This is a genomic window from Kitasatospora sp. NPDC098652 (genome assembly GCF_044760155.1).
Classification (GTDB): Bacteria; Actinomycetota; Actinomycetes; order Streptomycetales; family Streptomycetaceae; genus Kitasatospora.
Genome location: NZ_JBIWAQ010000004.1, coordinates 68,149 through 92,142, shown reverse-complemented (window position 1 = coordinate 92,142; position 23,994 = coordinate 68,149). Strand labels below are relative to the sequence as shown.

Annotated in this window: 26 protein-coding genes and 2 tRNA genes; 22 read left to right on the top strand and 6 right to left on the bottom strand. The window is 72.7% G+C overall.

Annotation, left to right across the window (positions count from 1 at the left end; all coding sequences use genetic code 11):
• The first annotated feature begins 7 nt into the window (after nt 1-7).
• A tRNA-Glu gene (locus ACIQWA_RS11255) sits at nt 8-80 on the top strand.
• 65 nt (nt 81-145) lie between these two features.
• Nucleotides 146-220, top strand: a tRNA-Gln gene (locus ACIQWA_RS11250).
• 225 nt (nt 221-445) lie between these two features.
• Here the strand turns inward: ACIQWA_RS11250 and ACIQWA_RS11245 are convergent.
• Nucleotides 446-1,159: an IclR family transcriptional regulator gene (locus tag ACIQWA_RS11245; RefSeq protein ID WP_030246527.1), complete on the bottom strand. Its 714-nt coding sequence runs from the start codon at nt 1,157-1,159 to the stop codon at nt 446-448.
• 233 nt (nt 1,160-1,392) lie between these two features.
• Between ACIQWA_RS11245 and leuC the strand changes: the two genes are divergently transcribed.
• From leuC to ACIQWA_RS11225, 4 genes are all read left to right on the top strand, one after another.
• On the top strand, nt 1,393-2,823 hold the full coding sequence (leuC, locus tag ACIQWA_RS11240; protein ID WP_402480996.1) for a 3-isopropylmalate dehydratase large subunit: 1,431 nt from the start codon (nt 1,393-1,395) through the stop codon (nt 2,821-2,823).
• A gap of 3 nt (nt 2,824-2,826) precedes the next feature.
• Nucleotides 2,827-3,423, top strand: a complete 597-nt coding sequence (gene leuD / locus ACIQWA_RS11235; protein WP_360233055.1) for a 3-isopropylmalate dehydratase small subunit — start codon at nt 2,827-2,829, stop codon at nt 3,421-3,423.
• Nucleotides 3,424-3,605: 182 nt separating this feature from the next.
• Nucleotides 3,606-3,956, top strand: a complete 351-nt coding sequence (locus ACIQWA_RS11230; protein ID WP_380591584.1) for a hypothetical protein — start codon at nt 3,606-3,608, stop codon at nt 3,954-3,956.
• Nucleotides 3,957-4,089: 133 nt separating this feature from the next.
• Complete coding sequence (locus ACIQWA_RS11225) at nt 4,090-4,824, top strand: HU family DNA-binding protein (protein WP_402480992.1); 735 nt, start codon at nt 4,090-4,092, stop codon at nt 4,822-4,824.
• A gap of 223 nt (nt 4,825-5,047) precedes the next feature.
• Here the strand turns inward: ACIQWA_RS11225 and ACIQWA_RS11220 are convergent, their stop codons facing one another.
• Together ACIQWA_RS11220 and cofC are read right to left on the bottom strand one after the other, a co-directional pair.
• A complete protein-coding gene (locus ACIQWA_RS11220; protein WP_360233061.1) occupies nt 5,048-5,272 on the bottom strand; it encodes a hypothetical protein in 225 nt (74 codons plus the stop codon).
• A gap of 38 nt (nt 5,273-5,310) precedes the next feature.
• Nucleotides 5,311-5,994 (bottom strand): 2-phospho-L-lactate guanylyltransferase, encoded by a 684-nt coding sequence (gene cofC / locus ACIQWA_RS11215; protein WP_360233064.1) that lies wholly within the window; start codon nt 5,992-5,994, stop codon nt 5,311-5,313.
• 230 nt (nt 5,995-6,224) lie between these two features.
• Here cofC and ACIQWA_RS11210 point away from each other — a divergent pair, with 230 nt between their 5' ends.
• The 3 genes from ACIQWA_RS11210 (at nt 6,225) to ACIQWA_RS11200 (ending at nt 9,301) form a co-directional block, all read left to right on the top strand.
• A complete protein-coding gene (locus ACIQWA_RS11210; RefSeq protein ID WP_360233067.1) occupies nt 6,225-7,058 on the top strand; it encodes a lysophospholipid acyltransferase family protein in 834 nt (277 codons plus the stop codon).
• A 14-nt stretch (nt 7,059-7,072) separates the two neighbouring features.
• On the top strand, nt 7,073-8,056 hold the full coding sequence (locus tag ACIQWA_RS11205; protein WP_360233274.1) for an NAD(P)H-dependent glycerol-3-phosphate dehydrogenase: 984 nt from the start codon (nt 7,073-7,075) through the stop codon (nt 8,054-8,056).
• Nucleotides 8,057-8,155: 99 nt separating this feature from the next.
• Complete coding sequence (locus ACIQWA_RS11200; protein ID WP_360233070.1) at nt 8,156-9,301, top strand: D-alanine--D-alanine ligase family protein; 1,146 nt, start codon at nt 8,156-8,158, stop codon at nt 9,299-9,301.
• Nucleotides 9,302-9,361: 60 nt separating this feature from the next.
• Here ACIQWA_RS11200 and ACIQWA_RS11195 read toward each other — a convergent pair whose 3' ends face one another.
• Nucleotides 9,362-9,883 carry a DUF3515 domain-containing protein gene (locus tag ACIQWA_RS11195; protein WP_402480986.1) on the bottom strand — a complete coding sequence of 174 codons (522 nt, stop codon included), beginning with the start codon at nt 9,881-9,883 and terminating at the stop codon, nt 9,362-9,364.
• 19 nt (nt 9,884-9,902) lie between these two features.
• Nucleotides 9,903-10,136, bottom strand: a complete 234-nt coding sequence (locus ACIQWA_RS11190) for an Lrp/AsnC family transcriptional regulator (RefSeq protein ID WP_402480984.1) — start codon at nt 10,134-10,136, stop codon at nt 9,903-9,905.
• Between the two features lie 227 nt (nt 10,137-10,363).
• On the opposite strand from ACIQWA_RS11190, the gene ACIQWA_RS11185 reads away from it, so the two are divergent.
• The 3 genes from ACIQWA_RS11185 to thiD all read left to right on the top strand — a co-directional run bounded on the left by ACIQWA_RS11185 (nt 10,364) and on the right by thiD (nt 13,392).
• Entirely contained in the window at nt 10,364-11,329 is a 966-nt protein-coding gene (locus ACIQWA_RS11185; protein WP_360233079.1) for a thiamine-phosphate kinase, read from the top strand.
• A gap of 167 nt (nt 11,330-11,496) precedes the next feature.
• Nucleotides 11,497-12,522, top strand: a complete 1,026-nt coding sequence (locus ACIQWA_RS11180; RefSeq protein WP_360233082.1) for a 6-phosphofructokinase — start codon at nt 11,497-11,499, stop codon at nt 12,520-12,522.
• A 72-nt stretch (nt 12,523-12,594) separates the two neighbouring features.
• Complete coding sequence (gene thiD, locus ACIQWA_RS11175; RefSeq protein WP_402480980.1) at nt 12,595-13,392, top strand: bifunctional hydroxymethylpyrimidine kinase/phosphomethylpyrimidine kinase; 798 nt, start codon at nt 12,595-12,597, stop codon at nt 13,390-13,392.
• A 156-nt stretch (nt 13,393-13,548) separates the two neighbouring features.
• Here thiD and rpmB read toward each other — a convergent pair whose 3' ends face one another.
• Entirely contained in the window at nt 13,549-13,734 is a 186-nt protein-coding gene (gene rpmB / locus ACIQWA_RS11170; protein ID WP_014138233.1) for a 50S ribosomal protein L28, read from the bottom strand.
• A gap of 281 nt (nt 13,735-14,015) precedes the next feature.
• Between rpmB and ACIQWA_RS11165 the strand changes: the two genes are divergently transcribed.
• The 10 genes from ACIQWA_RS11165 (at nt 14,016) to mutM (ending at nt 23,988) form a co-directional block, all read left to right on the top strand.
• Entirely contained in the window at nt 14,016-15,647 is a 1,632-nt protein-coding gene (locus ACIQWA_RS11165) for a DAK2 domain-containing protein (protein ID WP_402480978.1), read from the top strand.
• 62 nt (nt 15,648-15,709) lie between these two features.
• A complete protein-coding gene (gene recG, locus ACIQWA_RS11160; RefSeq protein ID WP_402480976.1) occupies nt 15,710-17,941 on the top strand; it encodes an ATP-dependent DNA helicase RecG in 2,232 nt (743 codons plus the stop codon).
• 120 nt (nt 17,942-18,061) lie between these two features.
• Complete coding sequence (locus tag ACIQWA_RS11155; protein WP_350508249.1) at nt 18,062-18,595, top strand: hypothetical protein; 534 nt, start codon at nt 18,062-18,064, stop codon at nt 18,593-18,595.
• 133 nt (nt 18,596-18,728) lie between these two features.
• On the top strand, nt 18,729-19,313 hold the full coding sequence (gene rsmD / locus ACIQWA_RS11150; protein WP_360233094.1) for a 16S rRNA (guanine(966)-N(2))-methyltransferase RsmD: 585 nt from the start codon (nt 18,729-18,731) through the stop codon (nt 19,311-19,313).
• Between the two features lie 49 nt (nt 19,314-19,362).
• A complete protein-coding gene (gene coaD / locus ACIQWA_RS11145; protein ID WP_402480973.1) occupies nt 19,363-19,854 on the top strand; it encodes a pantetheine-phosphate adenylyltransferase in 492 nt (163 codons plus the stop codon).
• Nucleotides 19,855-20,049: 195 nt separating this feature from the next.
• Complete coding sequence (locus ACIQWA_RS11140; RefSeq protein ID WP_402480971.1) at nt 20,050-21,267, top strand: cell division initiation protein; 1,218 nt, start codon at nt 20,050-20,052, stop codon at nt 21,265-21,267.
• Nucleotides 21,268-21,428: 161 nt separating this feature from the next.
• Entirely contained in the window at nt 21,429-22,073 is a 645-nt protein-coding gene (locus ACIQWA_RS11135; RefSeq protein ID WP_360233103.1) for a DUF177 domain-containing protein, read from the top strand.
• 2 nt (nt 22,074-22,075) lie between these two features.
• Complete coding sequence (gene rpmF / locus ACIQWA_RS11130) at nt 22,076-22,249, top strand: 50S ribosomal protein L32 (RefSeq protein ID WP_030056747.1); 174 nt, start codon at nt 22,076-22,078, stop codon at nt 22,247-22,249.
• A 20-nt stretch (nt 22,250-22,269) separates the two neighbouring features.
• Nucleotides 22,270-23,058 carry a ribonuclease III gene (gene rnc / locus ACIQWA_RS11125; RefSeq protein ID WP_360233106.1) on the top strand — a complete coding sequence of 263 codons (789 nt, stop codon included), beginning with the start codon at nt 22,270-22,272 and terminating at the stop codon, nt 23,056-23,058.
• Between the two features lie 54 nt (nt 23,059-23,112).
• A complete protein-coding gene (gene mutM, locus ACIQWA_RS11120; RefSeq protein WP_402480967.1) occupies nt 23,113-23,988 on the top strand; it encodes a bifunctional DNA-formamidopyrimidine glycosylase/DNA-(apurinic or apyrimidinic site) lyase in 876 nt (291 codons plus the stop codon).
• Nucleotides 23,989-23,994: the final 6 nt, after the last annotated feature.

The window sequence follows — 23,994 nt, the reverse complement described above, 5'->3', positions numbered from 1 at the left end:
CCAGGATGCCCCCGTTGTGTAGCGGCCTAGCACGCTGCCCTCTCACGGCAGTAGCGCCGGTTCGAATCCGGTCGGGGGTACTTCAAAGCACGAAGCCGGTGGCTGTGTTCTTTCGAGGACATGCCCATCGGCCCTTGCTTTGCGTTGGGGTATGGTGTAATTGGCAGCACGAGTGATTCTGGTTCATTTAGTCTAGGTTCGAGTCCTGGTACCCCAGCCAGAAATATGGAAGACCCCGCCCCGCGGGGTCTTTTCGCTTTTCCACCGCTCCCACCGCTTCCACCGCTTTCCAGGGCTTTCCGTCGCGCCCGGGTGTTTCCGCCGCGCAGGCACGCGAAGGGCCCCGCTCGATCCGAGCGGGGCCCTTTCGCATTCGGTGGGGGTGGGGGATCGGGGTACGGGGGAGTCGGCGGGGCGGGTGGGGCGGGTGGGGGACTCCGCCGGCTCAGCTGCGCCGCAGCGCCTCGGTGAGCCGGTTCGCGGCCTCGATGATGGCCTGGGCGTGCAGCCGGCCCGGGTGGCGGGTCAGGCGCTCGATCGGGCCGGAGACGGAGACGGCGGCCACCACCCGGTTGGAGGGGCCGCGCACGGGGGCGGAGACGGACGCGACGCCCGGCTCCCGCTCGCCGATCGACTGGGCCCAGCCGCGCCGCCGGACGCCGCTCAGCGCGGTGGCGGTGAAGCGGGCGCCCTGGAGGCCGCGGTGGAGCCGCTCGGGCTCCTCCCAGGCCAGCAGGACCTGGGCGGCCGAGCCGGCCTTCATCGGCAGGGTGCTGCCGACCGGGACGGTGTCCCGCAGGCCGGAGAGCCGCTCGGCGGCGGCTACGCAGATCCGCATCTCGCCCTGCCGGCGGTAGAGCTGTGCGCTCTCGCCGGTGACGTCGCGCAGGTGGGTCAGGACCGGGCCCGCGGTGGCGAGCAGCCGGTCCTCGCCCGCCGCGGCGGAGAGTTCGGAGAGACGGGGGCCGAGGATGAAACGCCCCTGCATGTCCCTGGTGACCAGACGGTGGTGTTCGAGTGCGACGGCGAGTCTGTGGGCCGTGGGGCGCGCCAGACCGGTGGCGGCGACCAGCCCCGCCAACGTGGCGGGGCCCGACTCCAGTGCGCTGAGCACCAGAGCGGCCTTGTCGAGAACGCCGACGCCGCTAGTGTTGTCCATGCCCTAAGACTGCAGTCTCATTCCGCGAGACGCAAGTTCAATCTTCCGGGAAAAGCGCCACTCTGGATGCAGCAGCCCGGGAGACATCCAGGATGGGGCCTCGACAGAGTGTCCGCATCGTGGACAGCGATCCGGCGTGCAGGTCTCGCGAACGCGCTCCGCACGGACGGCGCACGCAATGACCCCGACGACACGAGAAGGCCGGCAACGCGGCCGGCTGGAGGGAATCTCCGATGGGACGGACACTCGCAGAGAAGGTCTGGGACGACCACGTCGTGCGGCGCGCGGAGGGCGAGCCCGACCTCCTGTTCATCGACCTGCACCTGCTCCACGAGGTGACCAGCCCGCAGGCCTTCGACGGGCTCCGGCTGGCCGGCCGCAAGGTCCGCCGCACCGATCTGACGATCGCCACCGAGGACCACAACACCCCGACCCTGGACATCGACAAGCCGATCGCCGACCCGGTCTCCCGGGTGCAGCTGGAGACGCTGCGCCGCAACGCGGCCGAGTTCGGCGTACGGATCCACTCGCTCGGCGACGTCGAGCAGGGCGTGGTGCACGTGGTCGGCCCCCAGCTCGGCCTGACCCAGCCCGGCACCACCGTGGTCTGCGGCGACTCCCACACCTCCACCCACGGCGCCTTCGGCGCGCTGGCGTTCGGCATCGGCACCAGCCAGGTCGAGCACGTGCTGGCCACCCAGACCCTGCCGCTGGCGCCGTTCCGCACCATGGCGGTCACCGTCGAGGGCGAACTGCCCGAGGGCGTCACGGCCAAGGACCTGATCCTGGCCGTGATCGCGAAGATCGGCACCGGCGGCGGCCAGGGCTACGTCCTGGAGTACCGCGGCTCGGCGATCCGGAGCCTGTCCATGGAGGCCCGGATGACCGTCTGCAACATGTCGATCGAGGCGGGTGCCCGGGCCGGCATGATCGCCCCGGACGACACCACCTTCGAGTACCTCAAGGGCCGCCCGCACGCCCCGCAGGGCGAGGACTGGGACGCCGCCGTCGAGTACTGGCGGACGCTGACCACCGACGAGGACGCCGTCTTCGACCACGAGGTGTTCATCGACGCGAGCGAACTCACCCCCTTCGTCACCTGGGGCACCAACCCCGGCCAGGGCGCTCCGCTCGGCTCGAACGTCCCGAACCCCGAGGACTTCGCGGACCCGCAGGAGCGCGTGGCCGCCGAGAACGCCCTCAGGTACATGGGCCTGGAGGCGGGCACCCCGCTGCGCGAGGTCGCCGTCGACGCGGTCTTCGTCGGCTCCTGCACCAACGGCCGGATCGAGGACCTGCGCGCCGCCGCCGCCGTCCTGGAGGGCCGCAAGGTCGCCGACCGGGTGCGGATGCTGGTCGTCCCCGGCTCCGTCCGGGTCGCGCTCCAGGCCGTCGAGGAGGGCCTGGACAAGGTGTTCACCGCCGCCGGGGCCGAATGGCGGCACGCCGGCTGCTCGATGTGCCTGGGCATGAACCCCGACCAGCTCGCCCCCGGGGAGCGCTGCGCCTCCACCTCGAACCGCAACTTCGAGGGCCGCCAGGGCAAGGGCGGCCGCACCCACCTGGTCTCCCCGCAGGTCGCCGCCGCGACCGCCGTCCTGGGCCGACTGGCCGCCCCGTCCGACCTGTCCGTCAACTCCGCCAACGTCGCCGTGGAGGCCTGAGCCATGGAGAAGTTCACCACCCACACCGGCCGGGCCGTCCCGCTGCGCCGTAGCAACGTGGACACGGACCAGATCATCCCGGCCCATTGGCTCAAGAAGGTCACCCGATCCGGTTTCGAGGACGGCCTGTTCGAAGCCTGGCGCAAGGACGAGTCGTTCGTCCTCAACCGGCCCGAGCGCGCGGGCGCCACCGTCCTGGTGGCCGGCCCGGAGTTCGGCACCGGCTCCTCCCGGGAGCACGCGGTCTGGGCGCTGCAGAACTACGGCTTCCACGCGGTCATCTCCTCGCGCTTCGCCGACATCTTCCGGGGCAACTCGCTGAAGAACGGTCTGCTGACCGTCGTGCTGCCGCAGGAGACCGTGGAACGCCTCTGGTCGCTCACCGAGAGTGACCCTTCGGCCGAGATCACCGTTGATCTGGAAGCACGGGAAGTCCGGGCCGAAGGCATCACCGCGCCCTTCGAACTGGACGACAACGTCCGGTGGCGGCTGCTCAACGGCCTGGACGACATCAGCATCACCCTGCAGAACGAGGGCGACATCGCCGCCTACGAGGCGACCCGTCCGGCGTTCAAGCCCCGTACTCTGCCGGTCTCCTGAGTTCCCCTCAGAACAAGCATTCTGACGATCCACCGGATGGCCCGCGCTCCCCCTCGGGGGGGCCGGGCCATCCGCCGTTCCGGAGCACGAGTTAGCACCGGGGCCTCCCCGGATTGCCCATTCGGCTTTGCGGAAGAGGGCCCCGCGCAAGTACAACTGCGGGTAGATGGCACAATCAGTACATGCACCGGCACCATGAACCTCCGTACGCGGGCGGCGAACCCGCGTCCGAGGAGTCCACGGGCCGGGGATCCGAACGCCGAATTGACGATCGGCCGGACGTCACCTCCGCAACACCAGCTGAGGCGCCGGACGACCAGGAAGTCGCAGCGCTCTACGCGCTTGTGGCCGAGCGGTTGAAGCAAGCTCACGCCCGCGTGCATGCGCTGAACGTGTCTGTCGATGCAAAGACCGCTCTCACCCGTCAACTGCTCATCGTCACGGAGACCGCCAAGCGCGATCTTCCGGAGGCGGCAAGGCGGTTGAGTCGCTTTGTACATGACCTCGACGAGGGGCACCCGCCCCTCGACTGAGGTCGCGGACGCGCAAATCCATTGCGACACTAGGGTGATTCGCGCGTTTGGTAATTGAAAGTCCGCAGATACATACCTAACGTGCGAAAAGAACGGATGGAATCATCCGGCGCCCGTTTCCGAAGGGGAAGACGTGAACAAGGCTCAGCTTGTCGAAGCGGTGGCCGAGCAGCTGGGCGGTCGCAAGGCTGCCGCAGAGGCCGTCGACGCAGTGCTCGACACCATGGTCCGTGCCGTTGTGGCCGGTGACCGGGTTTCGGTCACCGGTTTCGGCACCTTCGAGAAGGTGGAGCGCTCCGCGCGCTTCGCCCGCAACCCGCAGACCGGCGAGCGGGTCAAGGTCAAGAAGACCTCGGTGCCCCGCTTCCGTCCGGGTCAGGGCTTCAAGGACCTGGTCAGCGGCAGCAAGAAGCTGCCGAAGGAAGGCCCCTCGGTGAAGAAGGCCCCCAAGGGCTCGCTCACCCCGGGCAAGACCGGTGTCGCCGCGACCCCGGCCGCCAAGCGTGCCGCCACCAAGCGCGCCGCCACCGCTGCGGCCGCCGCCCCGACCGCCAAGAAGGCCGCCGCCAAGAAGGCGACCACCACGGCTGCCGCCAAGAAGACCACGGCCACCGCCGCGAAGAAGGCGACCGCCACCAAGAAGGCCACCACGGCCGCCAAGAAGACCACGGCCACCGCCACCAAGGCGGCTGCGACCAAGGCCGCGGCGACCAAGAAGACGGCCGCCGCCAAGAAGGCGACCACCACCGCCGCCGCCAAGAAGACCACGGCCACCGCCAAGAAGGCGACCGCCACGGCCAAGAAGACGGCGCCGGCGAAGAAGACCGCCACCCGCAAGACCACCGCGCGCAAGGCCTCGGCCAAGTAAGTCCCGCGCGACTGTCCTCGGACGGCCTTCGGCACAGAGCCGCGGCACCCCCCTTCCGCGAATTGCGGAGACCGGGCGGCCGCGGCTCTTTCGATTTCCGGGCGCTTAGTCAGGATTCACCGGCGGCCGCCGTCCGGGCGCGGAAATCCGCGGGAACGGCGGGAAGAACGGGAACAGCGGGAACGGCCGGAACGGCGAACGGCCGTGGAAGGGGACGGCGGCGTCAGCGGCCGTCGGCCGGGTCGGGGAAGGTCTGCAGGGTCACGAAGACCACCCGGCGGGCCTCGCCGGTGCCCTCGGTGCGGATCCGTACCCGCTGGCCGGGCCGCAGCAGCAGCAGGCCGCCGGCGTCGAAGGCGGCCGCGTCGAACGGCACCGGGGTCCCGTCGTCGAGCAGCACGGAGCCGGCTCGGGTGGCGGGGTCGAAGGTGAACGCGGTGGCCTGCATGCCAGCAGCATAGCGAGCGGCTCCGACCGGCCCGCTGGTCAGGAGCGGTCCAGACGGGCGAACAGCGCACTGGTGTACGGGCCGAGGCCGAGCGTCGCGGCCTCGCCGAGGTCGGCACCGGTGTCGACGTCCCGGCGCACCGACTCCACGTCCGCCAGGCGCAGTTCGAGCGCCCCGCCGGCCGCGTGCCGGGCCCGCGAGCCGTCCCCGAACGCGGGGGCGAGCGGACGGCCGGGGCCGCTGGCGAGCAGGGTGGTGCCCAGGCCGGGGGAGTCCGGCAGGAAGGCCCGGCCGTCCGACGGCACCGCGCCCAGCACCCGGGCGAGTTCGGCCGGGCGCAGGGCCGGCAGGTCCGCCGAGAGGGCGGCCAGCGGGGTCCGCGGGGCGAGCGCCCGCGCGGCCGAGGCGCCGTGCGCCAGCGCCCGGTTGAGTCCGCCGCCGGGCTCGTCGGCGACCACCAGGGCGCCCAACTCGGCCAGCCGGGCGCCGGCGGTGGCGTCCGGGGTGACCACCAGGACGCGTGAGACGCCCGGGGTGGCCAGTGCGGCGGTGACGGTGTCGAGGGCGAAGGACAGGGCCAGCTCGGCCCGGTGCGGGCCCGCGTACGGGGCCAGTCGGCTCTTCGCGAGGGCGAGCGGCTTGAGCGGTAGCACCAGCGACCAGTCGGCGGCGGGTGCGGCGGGCGCGACGGGCCCGCTGGGGCGTACGGTGTCCTGGGTCATCGGCGTCATTGTGACGCCGGTCCCGGAGCCCTCGCCAGGCCGTCCGAGCTGTGCGGACGTGCGTTTGATCACGCCCGCCCGGCGGGTTGGCGCGGCCGCTCGACAGCCGGTGAGCAGGCGGGCGACACTGTTCCGCGCCCGTGCGCCGGGCCCCGGTCGCAGCGGTGCGCGGCACCGGGAGGCTATGACCGCGGCACCCCACGTGCCGCATCGGATGAGAAGGAGCTGGGGTGGCCCGCCGCTCGTACGCCAAGTTCGGCAACGCCGACTACGGCATCTGGTACCGCTTCGCGGCCGTGCTGGTGAAGCCGGTGACGACCGCGCTGGTGAAGCCCGACTGGCGGGGCTGGGAGCACGTTCCCCGGAAGGGCGGCTTCATCGCCGCGGTGAACCACAACTCGATCATCGACCCGGTGATCTACGCGCACTGGCAGTACAACAGCGGGCGTCCGCCGCGGATCCTCGGCAAGTCCTCGCTGTTCTCGATCCCCTTCATCGGGTTCATGCTGCGCAAGACCGGCCAGATCCCGGTGTTCCGCGAGTCCACCGACGCGGCGCAGGCCTTCCGGGCCGCGATCGACGCCGTCAACAACGGCCAGTGCGTGCAGTTCTACCCGGAGGGAACGCTCACCCGGGACCCGGACCTGTGGCCGATGACCGGGAAGAACGGGGTCGCCCGGGTCGCGCTGATGACCGGTGCGCCGGTGATCCCGGTCGCGCACTGGGGCGCCCACGAGATCATCCCGCCGTACGGCCGGGCCGGTTACGGCAAGGGCAAGTTCAACCTGTTCCCGCGGCACCGGGTGACCGTGGCCGCCGGGCCCGCGGTGGACCTGAGCAAGTACCAGGGCATGGAGCTCACCGCCCAGGTGCTCAACGACGCCACCGAGGACATCATGGCGGCGATCACCGAGGTGCTGGCCGGGATCCGCGGCCAGGAGCCGCCGGCCGAGCGCTACGACATGCGCAGGGCCGCCCGCGAGCGGGCCGCCGCCGCGGTGGCCGAACGCCGCCGTGCCAAGGGCAGCAGGATCGGCAACGACGATGAGGGGACGGGCCGGTGACCCGCTGCGCCGTGATGGGGACGGGCTCCTGGGGCACCGCGTTCGCGATGGTGCTGGCCGACGCGGGCTGCGAGGTCGTGCTGTGGGCCCGCCGCCAGGAGCTGGTGGACGCCGTCAACACCACCCACGAGAACCCGGACTACCTGCCGGGCGTCCGGCTGCCCGACACCGTCCGGGCCACCACGGACGCCGCCGAGGCGCTGGCCGGCGCCGACTTCGCGGTGCTGGTGGTGCCCTCCCAGACGCTGCGCGACAACCTGGCCGCCTGGGCGCCGCTGATCGAGCCGCAGACCGTGCTGGTCAGCCTGATGAAGGGCATCGAACTCGGCACCGCGAAGCGGATGAGCGAGGTGATCGACGAGGTCACCAAGGTCGGCCCGGAGCGGGTCGCGGTGGTCAGCGGGCCCAACCTGGCCAAGGAGATCGCCAACCGGCAGCCCGCCGCCAGCGTGGTCGCCTGCCCCGACGAGGCGGTCGCCAAGCGGCTCCAGGCGGCCTGCCACACGCCGTACTTCCGGCCGTACACCAACACCGACGTGATCGGCTGCGAGCTCGGCGGCGCGGTCAAGAACGTGATCGGCCTGGCCGTCGGCATGGCGGCCGGCATGGGGCTCGGCGACAACACCAAGGCCACCCTGATCACCCGCGGACTGGCCGAGACCACCCGGCTCGGCGAGGTGCTGGGCGCCGACCCGCACACCTTCGCGGGGCTGGCCGGGATGGGCGACCTGGTCGCCACCTGCTCCTCGCCGCTGTCGCGCAACAACACCTTCGGGATGAACCTGGGCCGGGGCATGTCGCTGGCCGAGACCATCGCGGCCACCCGGCAGACCGCGGAGGGCGTCAAGTCCTGCGAGTCGGTGCTGGACCTGGCCCGGCGCAACGGGGTCGACATGCCGATCGTCGAGGCGGTGGTGGACGTGGTGCACAACGGGCGGCCCACCCAGGAGGCGCTGCAGGCGCTGATGTCCCGCTCGGCCAAGGCCGAGCGGCGCTGAGGCCCGGCCCGTCGGGCCCCGCACCCGGTGCCGGGCGCGGACTCTCCGGACCGGCGTTGACTTCCCGGAAACACCCCGCACGGTAGTCTCAAACCCGATATGAGCATCGAACAGACCACCCCGGACCCGTCCGCCCCCAAGCCGCGCGTCGCGCTGGTCTTCGGCGGGCGCAGCTCCGAGCACGCGATCTCGGTCTCCACCGCGGGCAGCGTCCTCCGGGCGATCGACCGTGACAAGTACGACGTGCTGCCGATCGGCATCACCCACGAGGGCCGCTGGGCGCTGACCAGCGACGAGCCGTCCCGGATGGCCATCACCGACGGCCGGCTGCCGGACGTGGCCCACGTCGCCGAGGCCGTCGACGGGCAGGTCGCGCTGCCGGTCTCGCCGGGCAGCCGGGAGGTGCTGCTGAGCGAGCCGGGGAGCGCCCCGAAGGCCCTCGGCCAGGTCGACGTGGTGTTCCCGCTGCTGCACGGTCCGTGGGGCGAGGACGGCACCCTCCAGGGTCTGCTGGAGCTCTCCGGCGTCCCGTACGTCGGCAACGGCGTGCTGGCCAGCGCGGCCGGCATGGACAAGGAGTTCGCCAAGCGGATCCTGGCCTCGCACGGCCTGGGCGTCGGCCACTACACGATCGTGCGGCCGCGCGACTGGGAGACCGAGCAGGGCCGCGCCGCGGTGCGCGAGCGGGTCGCCGAGCTGGGCCTGCCGGTGTTCGTGAAGCCTTGCCGGGCCGGCTCCAGCATCGGCATCACCAAGGTCCGGGACCTCGCCGAACTCGACGCCGCGATCGAGGAGGCCCGTCGGCACGACCCCAAGCTGATCATCGAGGCGGGGGTCTCCGGCCGCGAGATCGAGTGCGGGGTGCTGGAGTTCGAGGACGGCCCGCGGGCCAGCGTCCCGGCCGAGGTGCTGGTCGGCGAGGGCTTCGACTTCTACGACTTCGAGGCCAAGTACATCGACTCCTCCGAGGTGCGGATCCCGGCCGAGCTGACCGCCGAGGAGGTCGCGGAGATCCAGCGCCAGGCGGTGGCCGCGTTCGAGGCCTTCGGCTGCGAGGGGCTGGCCCGGGTCGACTTCTTCCTGCTGGAGGACGGCAGCTGGATGATCAACGAGATCAACACCATGCCGGGCTTCACCCCGATCTCCGCCTACCCGAAGATGTGGGAGGCCAGCGGGGTCTCGTACGCGGAGCTGATCGACCGGCTGCTGCAGACCGCGCTGCGCCGCTCGACCGGGCTGCGCTAGCGGGCTCGTACGCGTGACAGGGGCGGGCCGGGAGCTCCCGGCCCGCCCCTGTGTGCGGGCTCAGCCCGGGACGTTGGCCTTCACCGCGGGGGTCAGGGCGGCCGCCGGGTCGAAGGGGTTCTGCGCGGCTCCCGCCGGGACGGTCACCTCGACGTAGGCGGCCCGCATGGTCGTCACGAAGCGGTAGCCGCCGTCGGCGAGCCGCTGCGACCACCAGGTGACGTCGTCGACGGTCGGCGACCAGTCCCTGGCGTGGTCGCCGTCCAGCTCGTCCGGCCGGTCGACACCGCACCGCAGCACCACCCGGGGCGAGTCGCCCCAGGCCGCCACGTACGGGGAGGCCGGGGACGGGTCCCGGCGGGTCCGGCCGAGCAACTCCGGGGGCAGCGCGGCGCCCAGCGCCCGGCAGTAGTCCGCGGCCTTCCCGCTCGGCCGCGGGACCTCCACCGCGGGGTCGTCGGCCGAACTCCAACTGCCGATGAGCACCACCACGGTGCAGGTCAGCGCGACGGGCGCGGCCAGCCAGCGGACCGGTGCGGGAAGCGCGGTCAGCGCCCTGGGGATGCGGAGTTCTCTGGCCACCCGCCGATGGTAGCCGGGCTCAGAGGTGCACCACCGGACAGGTGAGGGTGCGGGTGATGCCCTCCACCTTCTGGACCTTGGCGACCACCATGCGGCCCAGGTCGTCGACCGTCTCGGCCTCGGCCTTGACGATGACGTCGTACGGACCGGTGACGTCCTCGGCGGTGAGCACACCGGGGATCTTGGCGATGGTCTCGGCCACCGCGGTGGCCTTTCCTACTTCGGTCTGGATCAGGATGTATGCCTGTACCACGGGTGACCTCCCGGCGGCCGGTTGGGGGGATCGCCGCCGGGATCGCCCGGGCTGGTGCAGAGGTGGGTGCGGGCGCACCGGCAGGCTGATCACCACGCTACCGCGCAGCGGGCCGGGGAGGGGAGACTTCGGTGCCCCCGGAGGGCGTACGCTGCGCGCGGGGGGAGCGACGGGGACGGCATCCCGGACGGCGGTGCCGTCCGGGGAGGAAAGGTGAGAGGACGCAGATGCAGGGGACCGTGGGCGAGCTCGGCGAGTTCGGTCTCATCAGGGAGCTGACCGCCCGGGTACCGCTCACCGACGCGGTCGACCTCGGCCCCGGGGACGACGCCGCGGTGGTGAAGGCCCCGGACGGCCGGGTGGTGGCGACCACGGACGTCCTGATCGAGAACCGGCACTTCCGCCGGGACTGGTCCACCGCCTACGACGTGGGCCGCAAGGCCGCCGCCCAGAACCTCGCCGACGTGGCCGCGATGGGCGCGGTGCCGACCGCGATACTGCTCGGGCTGGTCGCCCCCGCCGACCTGCCGACCACCTGGGCCACCGAGCTGATGGACGGGCTGCGCGACGAGTGCCAGGTCGCCGGGGCGACGGTGGTCGGCGGCGACGTGGTGCGCGGCGACACCGTCACGCTGGCGATCACGGCGCTCGGCGACCTCCAGGGGCGCGCGGCGGTGACGCGCTCCGGCGCCCAGGTCGGCGACGTGATCGCGGTGTGCGGCTGGCTGGGCTGGTCGGCGGCCGGACTGACGGTGCTGCAACGCGGCTTCCGCTCCCCGCGCGCCTTCGTCGAGGCGCACCGCCGCCCCGAGCCGCCGTACCACGCGGGCCCGGCCGCCGCCGAGTTGGGCGCCACCTCGATGATCGACGTGAGCGACGGGCTGGTCGCCGACCTCGGCCACGTGGCCCGGGCCAGCGAGGTGGACATCGACCTCAGGGCCGCCGACTTCGACGTCCCGGCGCAGATGGCCGACATCGGCCAGGCGGTCGGGGTGGACCCGCTGGTCTGGGTGCTGTCCGGCGGCGAGGACCACGCGATCGTGGCGACCTTCCCGCGCGGGGTCCAACTCCCGTCCCGCTGGCGGGTGGTGGGCGAGGTGACCGGCCGCCCGCGGGGCTCGCGCAGCGGCCGGGTGACGGTCGACGGCGCGCCCTGGGACCGGGTCGGCGGCTGGGACCACTTCGCCGAGTGAGGTACGGCGTACGGCCGACGGGGCGTGGACGCCGGTACGGCGCGTGACGCTCCGGGCGTGCGGCGGACGGGCTTCGAGCAGGCGACTTGCGTAGGCTTGCGCCATCCGAGCCCGCCCGCCGTCGGCTGCGGCCGGGCCGAACCACGGCGAGCGGGAGCACACCACACATGCGCATCGGTGTCCTGACCAGCGGCGGCGACTGCCCCGGCCTCAACGCGGTGATCCGCTCGGTGGTGCACCGGGGCACGGATGTGCACGGCGACGAGATCGTGGGCATCGAGGACGGCTTCCTCGGCCTGATCGAGGGCCGTACCCGGCCGGTCTCGCACGACGACGTCACCGGTCTGCTCACCCTCGGCGGCACCATCCTGGGCTCGGCCCGGGTGCAGCGCGAGCGGATCGCCTGGGCGGTGGAGAACGCCAAGACGCTGGCCCGGGACATCGGCATCGACGCGCTGATCGCGATCGGCGGCGAGGGGACGCTGACCGCCGCCAAGCTGTTCAGCGAGGCCGGACTGCCGGTGGTCGGGGTGCCCAAGACCATCGACAACGACATCGCCGCCACCGACGTCACCTTCGGCTTCGACACCGCGGTGCACGTGGCGACCGAGGCGATCGACCGGCTCAAGACCACCGCGGAGTCCCACCAGCGCGTCATGGTGGTGGAGTTGATGGGCCGGCACACCGGCTGGATCACCCTCACCGCGGGCATGGCCGGCGGCGCCCACGGCATCCTCATCCCGGAGAAGCCCTTCGACATCGAGGCGGTGGCCCGGATGGTCGAGGACCGCTTCGCCCGCGGCAAGAAGTTCGCCATCATCGCCGTCGCCGAGGGCGCCGCCCCGACGCCCGGCACCATGCGCTTCGACCACGGCGAGGTCGACCAGTACGGCCACCGGACCTTCGGCGGGATCGGCAACCGGCTCGCCCACGAGCTGGAGAACCTGCTCGGCAAGGAGGCCCGCCCGGTCATCCTGGGCCACACCCAGCGCGGCGGCACCCCGACCGCCCGGGACCGGGTGCTCGCCACCCGCTTCGGCTGGCACGCGGTGGAGGCCGTCCACCGGGGTGCGTTCGGGCACTTCACCGCGCTGCGCCGGACCGACATCGAGCTGCTGCCGATCGGCGACGCGGTGACCAGGTTGAAGACGGTGCCGGAGGAGCGCTGGGTGGAGTCGGAGGCGGTGCTCTGACCGCGGTGGCCCGGGGTGTGCGGTGCCCCCACGACCACGGTGCCCCGAACGCGCGCGGGTAGGTTGGGGTCCATGGATTCGACCGCACCTCCCCGCGTCCTCACCGTCGCCGGTTCCGACTCCGGCGGCGGCGCCGGCATCCAGGCCGACCTCAAGGCGATGCTCGCCCTCGGCGTCCACGGCATGAGCGTGATCACCGCCGTCACCGCGCAGAACTCGCTCGGCGTCCAGGGCTACTGGGAACTGCCCGCCGAAGCCGTCCGGGCGCAGTTCCGCAGCGTGGTGGACGACATCGGGGTGCAGGCGGTGAAGACCGGCATGCTCGCCTCGATCGAACTGGTCGAGACCGTCTCGGAGCTGCTGGCCGGGGTGGCCGCCCCGGTGGTGGTCGACCCGGTCGGCGTCTCCAAGCACGGGGACGCGCTGCTGGCCGCCGAGGCGGTCGCCACCGTCCGCGAGCGGCTGCTGCCGGTCGCCACCGTGGTCACCCCCAACCTGCACGAGGTGACCCAGCTCACCGGCCGGACCGTCGAGGACGAGTCGCAGATGCTGGCCGCCGCCGAGGCGCTGCTGGACCTCGGGCCGCGCTGGGTGCTGGTCAAGGGCGGCCACCTGGCCGGCGAGGCGGCCGACCTGCTGTACGGCGGGCCCGGTGAGGTGCACTGGTACCGCGCGCCGCGCTACGACAACCGGCACACCCACGGCACCGGCTGCACCCTGGCCAGCGCGATCGCGGCCGGCCTGGCCAAGGGGGAGTCGGTGCCCGAGGCGGTGGGCTCGGCCAAGGAGTACATCACCGGCGCGATCGCCGGGGGCTTCGCCCTGGGCGCCGGGATCGGCCCGGTCGACCACGCCTGGCGCTGGCGCTGAGTCGCGGCCTTGGCCGAACGCGGCGACGGGCGGACCCCCGAGGGGGTCCGCCCGTCACGTGTGCGTCCGGAAAGCCTGACCGGTCCCGGAAACAGCGAAGCCGGTCCATCCGGGGATGAACCGACTCACTGGAGGACCGGCATGCCGGTCTGCGCGTCAGCGCGAGACCTTACCGGCCTTGATGCACGAGGTGCAGACGTTGAGCCGCTTCGGCGTACGCCCAATCACAGCGCGCACCGTCTGGATGTTGGGGTTCCAACGACGGGGGGTGCGGCGGTGAGAGTGGGAGATGCTGTTGCCGAAGCCCGGCCCCTTGCCGCAGACGTCGCAGTTGGCAGCCACAGGAGTCACTCCAAGACTTCAGATCAGATACTTTCGAAAACCCACTCACCCACCAGAACACTCGCGTGAACCGGACCGGACAAGGGGGTGAGCCTGGACGGTTCCAGGCAACCGGAAGAGCATACAACGCTTGCTTCCGTCCCACGAAACTACCATGACCGGCCGGGTGATCGCTTCGGTCGGGGGCTCCGGCGGCCCTCCCCGAGCCCCGATAACCTGCCGGTATCACCCCTCGCCGCGGCCCCCGGGCCGGTCCGGCGTCCCGTCCCGGAGGAGACCTGGTGCTGCACACGCTCGATGCCCCGGCCGTGCGCACCTGGTGCCAGCTCGCCCTGCGGGCGCTCGGGCAGGCCCGCGAGGAGATCGACGCGCTCAACGTGTACCCCGTCCCGGACGGCGACACCGGCACCAACCTCTACCTGACCGTCGAGTCCGCCACCGCCGAGGTGGAGAGCCGCTTCGCCGACCCCGCGGCCGGGCCGGCGCCCGGGCTGGCCGACGCCGTCCGCGCGATGGCCCGCGGCGCGCTGATCGGCGCCCGCGGCAACTCCGGGGTGATCCTCGCCCAGTGGCTGCGCGGCACCGCCGAGATACTGGCCGAGGGCGGCGGCGCCGAACAGCTGCGGGCCGCCCTGCTGCGGGCCGCCGACTCCGCCTACCAGGCCGTCGCGGAGCCCGTCGAGGGCACCCTGCTCACCGTCGCCCGGGTCGCCGCCCGCGAGGCGGTGCGGGCCGGGGACGGGCTCGCCCAGGTCGCCGACACCGCCTACCGGGCCGCCCGGGACGCCCTGCGGCACACCCCCGAGCAGCTCGCCGTGCTGGCCGAGAACGGGGTGGTGGACGCCGGCGGGCGCGGCCTGGTGGCCGTCCTCGGCGCGCTCGCCGACGCCGTCGCCGGGCAGCAGCCGATGGGGCCGGTCGCACTGCGCGGGGACGTCCGGGCGGTGGAGAGCTGCCCGGCGCACGTCCGGCCGCCCGGCCCCGGGCACCCCGCCTTCGAGGTCATCTACCTGCTGGACGCCGAGGACGAGGCGCTGCCCGCACTGCGCGAGCGGCTCGGCGGGCTCGGCGACTCGCTGGTGATCGGCGGCGGCGACGGCCTGTGGAACGTGCACGTCCACGTGGACGACGCGGGCGCCGCCGTCGAGGCCGGGGTCGAGGCCGGGCGCCCGCACCAGATCCGGATCACCCACTTCGCCGAGGCCGCCGCCCGGGCCGGCACCGCGGCCGAACGCGGCGAGCGCGAGGAACGGACCCGCGCGGTGCTCTCGGTGGTGTCCGGCGACGGGCTGGCCGAACTGTGCGAGCAGGCCGGCGCCGTCGTCCTGCACGCCGACCCGGACCGCCGCCCGGCCAGCGCCGAACTCGCCGACGCCGTCCGCGGCTCGGCCGCCCGCGAGGTGGTGCTGCTGCTCAACGACCCCGAACTGCGCGCCGCCGCCGGGGCCGCCGCCGACCAACTGCGCGAGGAGGGCGTGCGGATCGCCGTCCTGCCCACCCGCTCGCCGGTGCAGGGCCTGGCCGCGCTCGCCGTGCACGAGGGCGGGCGCCGCTTCGACGAGGACGTGGTCGCCATGACCTCCGCCGCCGGGGCCACCCGGTACGCCGAACTCGCCGTCGCCGAGGGGGAGTCCTGGACCATGGCCGGGGTCTGCCAGGCCGGCGACGTGCTCGGCCTGATCGACGGGGACGTCGCGGTGATCGGCGCCGGACTGGCCGAGGTCGGCGAGAGCGTGCTCGACCGGATGCTCGGCGCGGGCGGCGAACTCGTCACCCTGATCCTCGGCGAGGGCGCCGACCGGGCGCTCGCCGACCGGCTGGTGGCGCACGTCCGCCAGCAGCGGCCGGAGGTGGACTCGGTGGTCTTCCACGGCGGCCAGGAGTTCACGCCGCTGCTCATCGGGGTGGAGTAGCGCCCCTTCGGCGGTTCGTCGGTTGCCCGGTTCGTCGGTGCCTTGGTGTAAACAAGGGCCTGATGGGCGCTCTCGATGAACCACTGACCAAGCTCGTCGGCGACCGCACCGCGAAGGTGCTCGCCGACAGTCTCAAGCTGCGCACGGTCGGGGACCTGCTGCACCACTATCCCCGCCGCTACGTCGAGCGCGGCCAGCTCACCAGCCTGGACGAGCTGGAGGTCGACGAGCACGTCACCGTGCTGGCCCGGATCGAGAAGGTCACCCTGATCCCGTTCCGCGGCCGCAAGGGGGACCGGCTGGAGGTGGTCGTCACCGACGGCCGCAGCCGGCTCTCGCTGGTCTTCTTCAACCAGGGCTGGCGGCAGAAGGAGCTCAAGGCCGGCGCCCAGGGCCTGTTCGCGGGCAAGGTCGGGGTCTTCAACCGCAGCCGCCAGCTGGTCTCGCCCGACTACCAGCTGCTGGACGAGGAGGCGGGCTCCGACGCGGCGAAGCAGTTCGCCGGCCGGCTCATCCCGGTGTACGGCGCCAGCGCCCAGATGCCGAGTTGGAAGCTGTCCATCTGCATCGAGACCGCGCTTACCAAGCACCTCGGCGACGTCGGCGAACCGCTGCCCGCCGAACTGCGCGAGCGCCACGACCTGATCCCGCTGCCCGAGGCGCTGGAGCTGATCCACCGCCCGCGCAGCCAGGCCGACCGCGAGCGCGCCCAGAGCCGGCTGCGCTGGGACGAGGCCTTCGTCCTCCAGGTCGCCCTCGCCCAGCGGCGGGCCGCCGACTCCGCGCTGCCGGCCAAGCCCCGGGCGCCCCGGGCCGGCGGCCTGCTGGACGCCTTCGACGCCCGGCTGCCGTTCACCCTCACCGAGGGCCAGCGGAAGGTGTCCGCCGAGATCGCCGCCGACCTGGCCACCGAGCACCCGATGCACCGGCTGCTCCAGGGCGAGGTCGGCTCCGGCAAGACCTTGGTGGCGCTGCGGGCCATGCTCACCGTGGTGGACGCCGGCGGCCAGGCCGTGCTGCTCGCGCCCACCGAGGTGCTGGCCCAGCAGCACCACCGCTCGATCGTCGAGATGATGGGCGACCTCGCCGAGGGCGGGATGCTCGGCGGCTCCGAGCACGCCACCCGGGTGGTGCTGCTGACCGGCTCGATGGGCACCGCCGCCCGCCGCCAGGCGCTGCTGGACATGGTCTGCGGGGACGCCGGGCTCGTCATCGGCACCCATGCGCTGATCGAGGACAAGGTCGAGTTCCAGGACCTCGGCCTGGTCGTGGTGGACGAGCAGCACCGCTTCGGCGTCGAGCAGCGGGACGCGCTGCGCGCCAAGGGCCGGCAGCCGCCGCACCTGCTGGTGATGACCGCGACCCCGATCCCGCGCACCGTCGCGATGACCGTCTTCGGGGACTTGGAGACCTCCGTCCTGGACCAGCTCCCGGCCGGCCGTTCGCCGATCTCCACCCATGTCGTCCCCGCGCTGGAGAAGCCCAACTTCCTCACCCGGGCCTGGGAGCGGGTCCGCGAGGAGGTCGGCAAGGGCCACCAGGCGTACGTGGTCTGCCCCCGGATCGGCGACGAGGAGCCGGCCGCCGACCCGAAGGCCGCCAAGAAGAAGCGCAAGGCGGCCGAGGAGGACTTCGAGGAGGTCGGGGACGCCGACGCCGGCGCCGGGAGCGACGAACGGCGGCCCCCGCTCTCGGTGGTGGAGACCGCCGAGAAGCTGGTGCAGGGCCCGCTGGCCGGACTGCGGGTGGAGATCCTGCACGGCCGGCTCGCCCCCGACGCCAAGGACGACGTGATGCGCCGGTTCGCCGCCGGGGAGGTGGACGTGCTGGTCGCCACCACGGTCATCGAGGTCGGCGTCAACGTCCCCAACTCCACGGTGATGGTCATCATGGACGCCGACCGCTTCGGCGTCTCCCAGCTCCACCAGCTGCGCGGCCGGGTCGGCCGGGGCAGCGCGGCGGGCCTGTGCCTGCTGGTCAGCGAGATGCCCGGCGGCAGCGCGGCCCGGGCCCGGCTGGACGCGGTGGCCGGCACCCTGGACGGCTTCGAGCTCTCCCGGATCGACCTCGAACAGCGCCGCGAGGGCGATGTGTTGGGCCAGGCCCAGTCCGGGGTGAAGTCCTCGCTCAAGGTGCTGTCGGTGCTGGAGGACGAGGAGGTCATCCTGACCGCCCGGACCGAGGCCACCCGGCTGGTCGCCGAGGACCCGGAGCTGGCCGCCCACCCGGACCTGCGCACCGCGCTGGAGAGCCTGCTCGACGAGGACCGCGCGGCCTACATGGAGAAGGGCTGAGCGGGAGAAGGGCTGGGCGGGCTCCGGCACCGCCGGACTGTCAGACCCCCGGGAGAGAATGTAGTTGTTCAGGGCGCACCCCCAAGGTGCGTTCCTGGCACGACACTTGGGGGTCCTGCCATGGCATTCCGTCATCTCAACGAGCTCCCGCTGGGCGACAAGGTCTTCCGGATCGAACTCGCCAGCGACGACGACCGCGAGGTCACCCTCACCCTGACCGGCTGGCGCGAGGGGGCGGCCGCCGCGCCGCTCGCCTCGGGCAAGCTCCGCCTGCCGGTCGAGGACGTCGCCTCGCTGCGGATCGCGCTCAACCGCGCGCTGCGGGCGCTGGCGATCGTCGCCGATGTCGCCGAACCCATCCCCGACCGCGACGTGCTGCGCGAGCTCTACCCCGGCCACGGCGCCCCGTGGGTGCCGCAGCACGAGGAGGAGCTGGTCCGGCGCTTCCACGACGGCGAGACCGTCGCCCGGATCGCCGCCCGCTTCGGCCGCACGCCCGACTCCGTCCGGACCAAGCTGCGCGAGCTCGGGCACGACCCGCGCCGCCCCGAGTTCTGCCCGCCCGACGGCTGCCTGTCCTGGTCCCGCTACGCCTCGCCGGCGCTGCTCGGCGCGGCGGTCCCGAGCCAGGGGGCGGGCTCCGAGGCGAGCTAGCGAGTGCGCTCCGGGGCCCCGCCGACCCGTCGGCGGGGCCCCGGCCGTGACGCGCCCGCCCGCCGGCGCTTGTCCGCCCGCCGCCGGGGCGGGATAGCGTGGTCGGGCAGCGACGAAAGGACCTTCCACCACCATGACCCGCGTGATCGCCGGGGCGGCCGGCGGCCGCCGACTGGCCGTACCGCCCGGCCGGGGCACCCGTCCGACCTCCGACAAGGCCCGCGAGGCGATGTTCTCCACCCTGGAGGCGTTCCGCGGCACCCTGCACGGGGCTCGGATGCTGGACCTGTTCGGCGGATCGGGCGCGGTCGGCCTGGAGGCGCTCTCGCGCGGCGCCGAGCACGTCCTGCTGGTCGAGGCGGACGCCCAGGCGGCCCGGGTGATCCGGGAGAACGTCCGCACGATCGGCCTGCCGGGCGCGGAGGTCCGGGCGGCCAGGGCCGAGAAGGTGATCGCCGGGCCGCCCCCGCAGGCCCGGTACGACCTGGTGTTCCTCGACCCGCCGTACGTGGTGACGGACGACGAGGTGCGCGAGATGCTGATCACACTGTCGGCTGGGGGCTGGCTCGCGGAGGACGCACTCGTCACCGTGGAGCGCAGCACCCGTGGCGGCGAGTTCGGCTGGCCCGAGGGCTTCGAGGTGCTGCGCTCCCGCCGCTACGGCGAGGGCACGCTCTGGTACGGTCGCGCCGCCGCCGAGGCCAGCGAGCAGGAGTAGCGGGCCGCGGCCCGCAGCAGCCGTCACCCCACGAGGGAGCACACACGCCATGCGCCGAGCCGTCTGCCCCGGTTCGTTCGACCCGATCCACAAGGGCCACCTGGAGATCATCGAGCGGGCCTCCAAGCTGTACGACGTGGTGCATGTCGCGGTCCTGATCAACCGCAACAAGCAGGGCATGTTCACCGTCGAGGAGCGGATCGGCCTGATCGAGGAGGTCACCGTCCCGTTCGGGAACGTGGTGGTCGAGTCGCACCACGGCCTGCTGGTGGACTACTGCCGGGATCGCGGCATCCCGGCGATCATCAAGGGCCTGCGGGCGGTCAGCGACTTCGACTACGAGCTGCAGATGGCCCAGATGAACCACGGCCTGACCGGCGTGGAGACGCTCTTCCTGCCGACCTCGCCGACGTACAGCTTCCTCTCCTCGACGCTGGTCAAGGAGGTCGCCTCGTACGGCGGCGACGTCTCGCACCTGCTGCCGGAGACGGTGCACCGCCGGCTGGTGGACCGGATCGCGGAGCGTAAGGCCGAGCAGTAGGGCCGGGCGGCGGGCCGGGTCCTTTTCTGCCGGTTCGTCATGGCTTGTCCGGGACGGTGGAGGCCGGTTCGGCGCAGGCGTTGTGAGCTCGCCGCGCGGGGGCCGTACAGTCTGTAGTCCTGCCCTGCGGTGAGGTGCACCGCGCCGGGCCTGCCTCCGCCGGACCGTCGGCGGCACACGGAAAGACGAAGCCCCGTGGACGTGCAGAAAAAGGTCGACGAGATCGTGGCGGCGGTCGAGAACGCCCGCTCGATGCCGATGTCGGCCTCCTGCGTGGTGAACCGGGCCGAGCTGATCGGCCTGCTCAACGACCTCAAGGCGGCCATGCCCGCCGAACTCGCCCAGGCCCAGTCGGTGATGGCCGACCACGAGCAGGTGGTGGCCGAGGCCCAGGCCGAGGCGGACCGGATCATCCAGGGCGCGCACTCCGAGCGCGGTTCGCTGATCTCCGACACCGAGGTGGTCCGCCGGGCCCAGGCCGAGGCCGACCGGATCCTGGCCGAGGCCCGCGCCGAGGTCGAGGCCCAGCGTGCCGAGGCCGACGACTACGTGGACAGCAAGCTTGCCAACTTCGAGGTCGTGCTGACCAAGACGCTCGGCGCGGTCGGCCGCGGCCGGACCAAGCTGCGCGGCGAGGCCGGCTTCGAGGCCGAGGCCGAGAGCGACGGCGAGGAGTTCCAGCCGCAGCGGCACACCCCGAGCCCCGAGGTCGACGAGTACGTCGACGTGAAGCTCGCCACGCTGGAGAACGTGCTCAGCGCGACCCTGGAGGCGGTCGGCAAGGGCCGGGACAAGCTGCTCGGCAAGAAGCCGATCGACGACCTGGGCGCCTATCTGGCCGCCGCCGACGAGGCCCAGCAGGCCAAGGAGCGCGCCGAGGCGGTGGCCGCCGGCTTCGCCGCGGACGCCGACGGCGCCGACCTCGCCTGGTACCGCGAGGACGTCCCCCAGCAGCAGACCTGGCCGGAACAGACCCCGGCCGCGGCGGGCTGGCAGGCCCCCGGCGCCGACCAGTACGCGGCGGTCGCCCGGCACCAGGGCGACCAGCACCAGCAGCAGCACCAGCACCAGCACCAGACCGGGCAGTACGCCGAGGTGTACGGGGGCGGCTTCGACCCGGCCGGCCAGGGCGACCCGTACAACACCCAGTGGGGCCACCAGCAGGGCGGCTACCCGCAGCAGCAGCCCCCCTACGAGGGCCAGCAGCACCAGGGCCAGCAGCAGGACGCCTACGGCTATCCGCAGCAGCAGGACGGCTACTCGGCCCAGCCGTACGACGGCTACGCCTACCCGCAGCAGGCCGCGCTGCCCCCGGCCGTGCCGCACCAGCAGCAGCAGAACCTGGACGAGACCAGCTTCTTCGACACCAGCATGATCGACATGACCAGGCTGAGGGAGCTCGGCGGCCGCTGAGCAGCCGCCCGGAGCCTCCCGACGGGACGGAAGTTGGGCCTGACGGGAGACTCCGGTAGTCTGACCACTCCGGCATCCCCATGTCCGGCTGTCGGCTTGCCCTCGCAACGCCGGCGCGTGATGGGGAGCACGGCGTTGATCCCTATGGAAGTCAGGACACCTTGAACCGCCTCGACCACCGCGACCCCCTCGTGTTCGACACGCACGAGCTCGGCCGTCGCCCGGGCTCGATGCGCAAGGTGAGCCGGACCCTGGAGGCCCCCGAGGGCTTCGGGATCATCGACGTGATCGGCGTTCCGGAGAAGAGCCCGATCGAGCTGGAGCTCCGCCTGGAGTCCGTGGTCGAGGGCGTGCTGGTCACCGGCACCGCCGACGCCCACGTCGAGGGCGAGTGCGTCCGGTGCCTGGAGCCCGTCGACTTCGACATCGACGTGGACTTCCAGGAGCTGTACTACTACCCGGAGTCCGACGAGCGTCACCGCGCCCGGACCACCGGGACCGAGGACCTCGACGAGGACTCGGAAGAAGAGACTTACCGCCTGGAGGGCGACCTGTTCGACCTCCAGCCGGTGCTGCGTGACGCGGTGGTGCTCGCACTGCCGCTGCAGCCGGTGTGCCAGGAAGACTGCCTGGGCCTGTGCTCCGAGTGCGGAGCGCGCCTGAGCGACGACCCGGCGCACCACCACGAGGCCGCCGACCCCCGGTGGGCGGCTCTGCAGGGACTCTCCGCCGCCCCCGGCGACGAGGGTGACGGGATCAAGAACAGCGACACCCGTGAGGGTGCCGCCGAGAACCAGGAGAAGTAGCCGTGGCTGTTCCGAAGCGGAAGATGTCGCGCAGCAACACGCGCCACCGCCGTTCCAACTGGAAGGCCGTCGTTCCGGCCCTCGTGGCGTGCGACCGCTGCCACGAGCCGAAGCTCGGCCACATCGCGTGCCCCAGCTGCGGCACGTACAACCGCCGCCAGGTCCTCTCGGTCTGATCGGCGGGGTGCACGGATCGATGTCGGACGGTAACTCCACCCGCAAGGCGTCCTCTGCCTCGAAGGGTTCTTCGGGCAGCGGCAAGGCCGGTGGGCCGGCTTCGACCGAATACGACGTCCTGGAAGGGCGCCTCGGGTACACGCTCGAGCGCGCCCTTCTGGTACGTGCCCTGACCCACCGCTCGTACGCGTACGAGAACGGGGGTCTGCCCACCAACGAGCGCCTGGAGTTCCTCGGCGACTCGGTGCTGGGCCTGGTGGTGACGGACACCCTCTACCGCGTCCACCCGGACGTCCCGGAGGGCACGCTCGCCAAGCTGCGCGCCGCGGTGGTCAACTCCCGCGCGCTCGCGGACGTCGGCCGGGGCCTGGAACTCGGCACCTTCATCCGCCTCGGCAAGGGCGAGGAGGGGACCGGCGGCCGCGACAAGTCGTCGATCCTCGCCGACACCGTCGAGGCCGTGATCGGGGCCGTCTACCTGGACCGCGGTCTGGAGGCGGCGACCGAGTTCGTCCACCGCCTCTTCGACCCGCTGATCGAGGAGTCCTCTCAGCTGGGTGCCGGACTGGACTGGAAGACCAGCCTCCAGGAGCTCACCGCCTCGGTGGGCATCGGCGTGCCCGAGTACGTGGTCATGGAGTCCGGTCCGGACCACGAGAAGACCTTCACCGCGGCGGCCCGGGTGGCCGGCGAGGACTTCGGCAGCGGCGTCGGCCGCTCGAAGAAGGAAGCCGAGCAGAAGGCCGCCGAGAGCGCCTGGCGCGCGATCAAGGAGAAGTACGCCGACCGGCTTCCCGCCGGGGCCTGATCGCCGAGTAGCCTTTCCTCCTGCCGGATCGTCGTACGCAGGAGGCCTGTTCCCGTGCCCGAACTCCCCGAGGTCGAGGTCGTCCGCCGAGGTCTGGCGAACTGGGTCGCCGGGCGCACCGTCGCGGACGTCCAGGTGCTGCACCCGCGCGCGGTCCGCCGCCAGCCGGGCGGCGCGGCCGACTTCGCGGACCGGCTGACCGGCAGCGTCCTCGGTGCCGCGCAGCGCCGCGGCAAGTACCTCTGGGTGCCGCTGGGCGGCCCGGGCGCCGGATCCTCGCTGATCGGCCACCTCGGGATGAGCGGCCAACTCCTCGTCCAGGACCCGACGGTGCCGGACGAGACCCATCTGCGGGTCCGGCTGCGCTTCGCCGACGGCGGGCGCGAGCTGCGCTTCGTCGACCAGCGGACCTTCGGCGGCCTGGCCGTCGAGGAGGCCGAGGAGGACGCCGAGGGCACCCCGCGCTCCATCGCGCACATCGCCCGCGACCCGCTCGACCCCCGCTTCGACGACGCGGCCTTCGTCGCCGCGCTGCGCGCCAAGCGCACCACCGTCAAGCGCGCCCTGCTCGACCAGACCCTGATCAGCGGCGTCGGCAACATCTACGCCGACGAGGCGCTGTGGCGCTCCGAGCTGCACTACGACCGGCCGACCGCGACCCTCACCCGCCCGCGGTCCGAGCTGCTGCTGGCCAACGCCCGGGCCGTGATGACGGCCGCGCTGGCCGTGGGAGGCACCAGCTTCGACAGCCTCTACGTCAACGTGAACGGCGAGAGCGGCTACTTCTCCCGGGACCTCGACGCCTACGGCCGCGAGGACGAGCCCTGCCGCCGCTGCGGCACCGCGATCCGGCGGGCCGCCTGGATGAACCGGTCCAGCTACTTCTGCCCCCGCTGCCAGCGCGTACCGCGGACCGGCAGCGGGGGCTGACTCCCG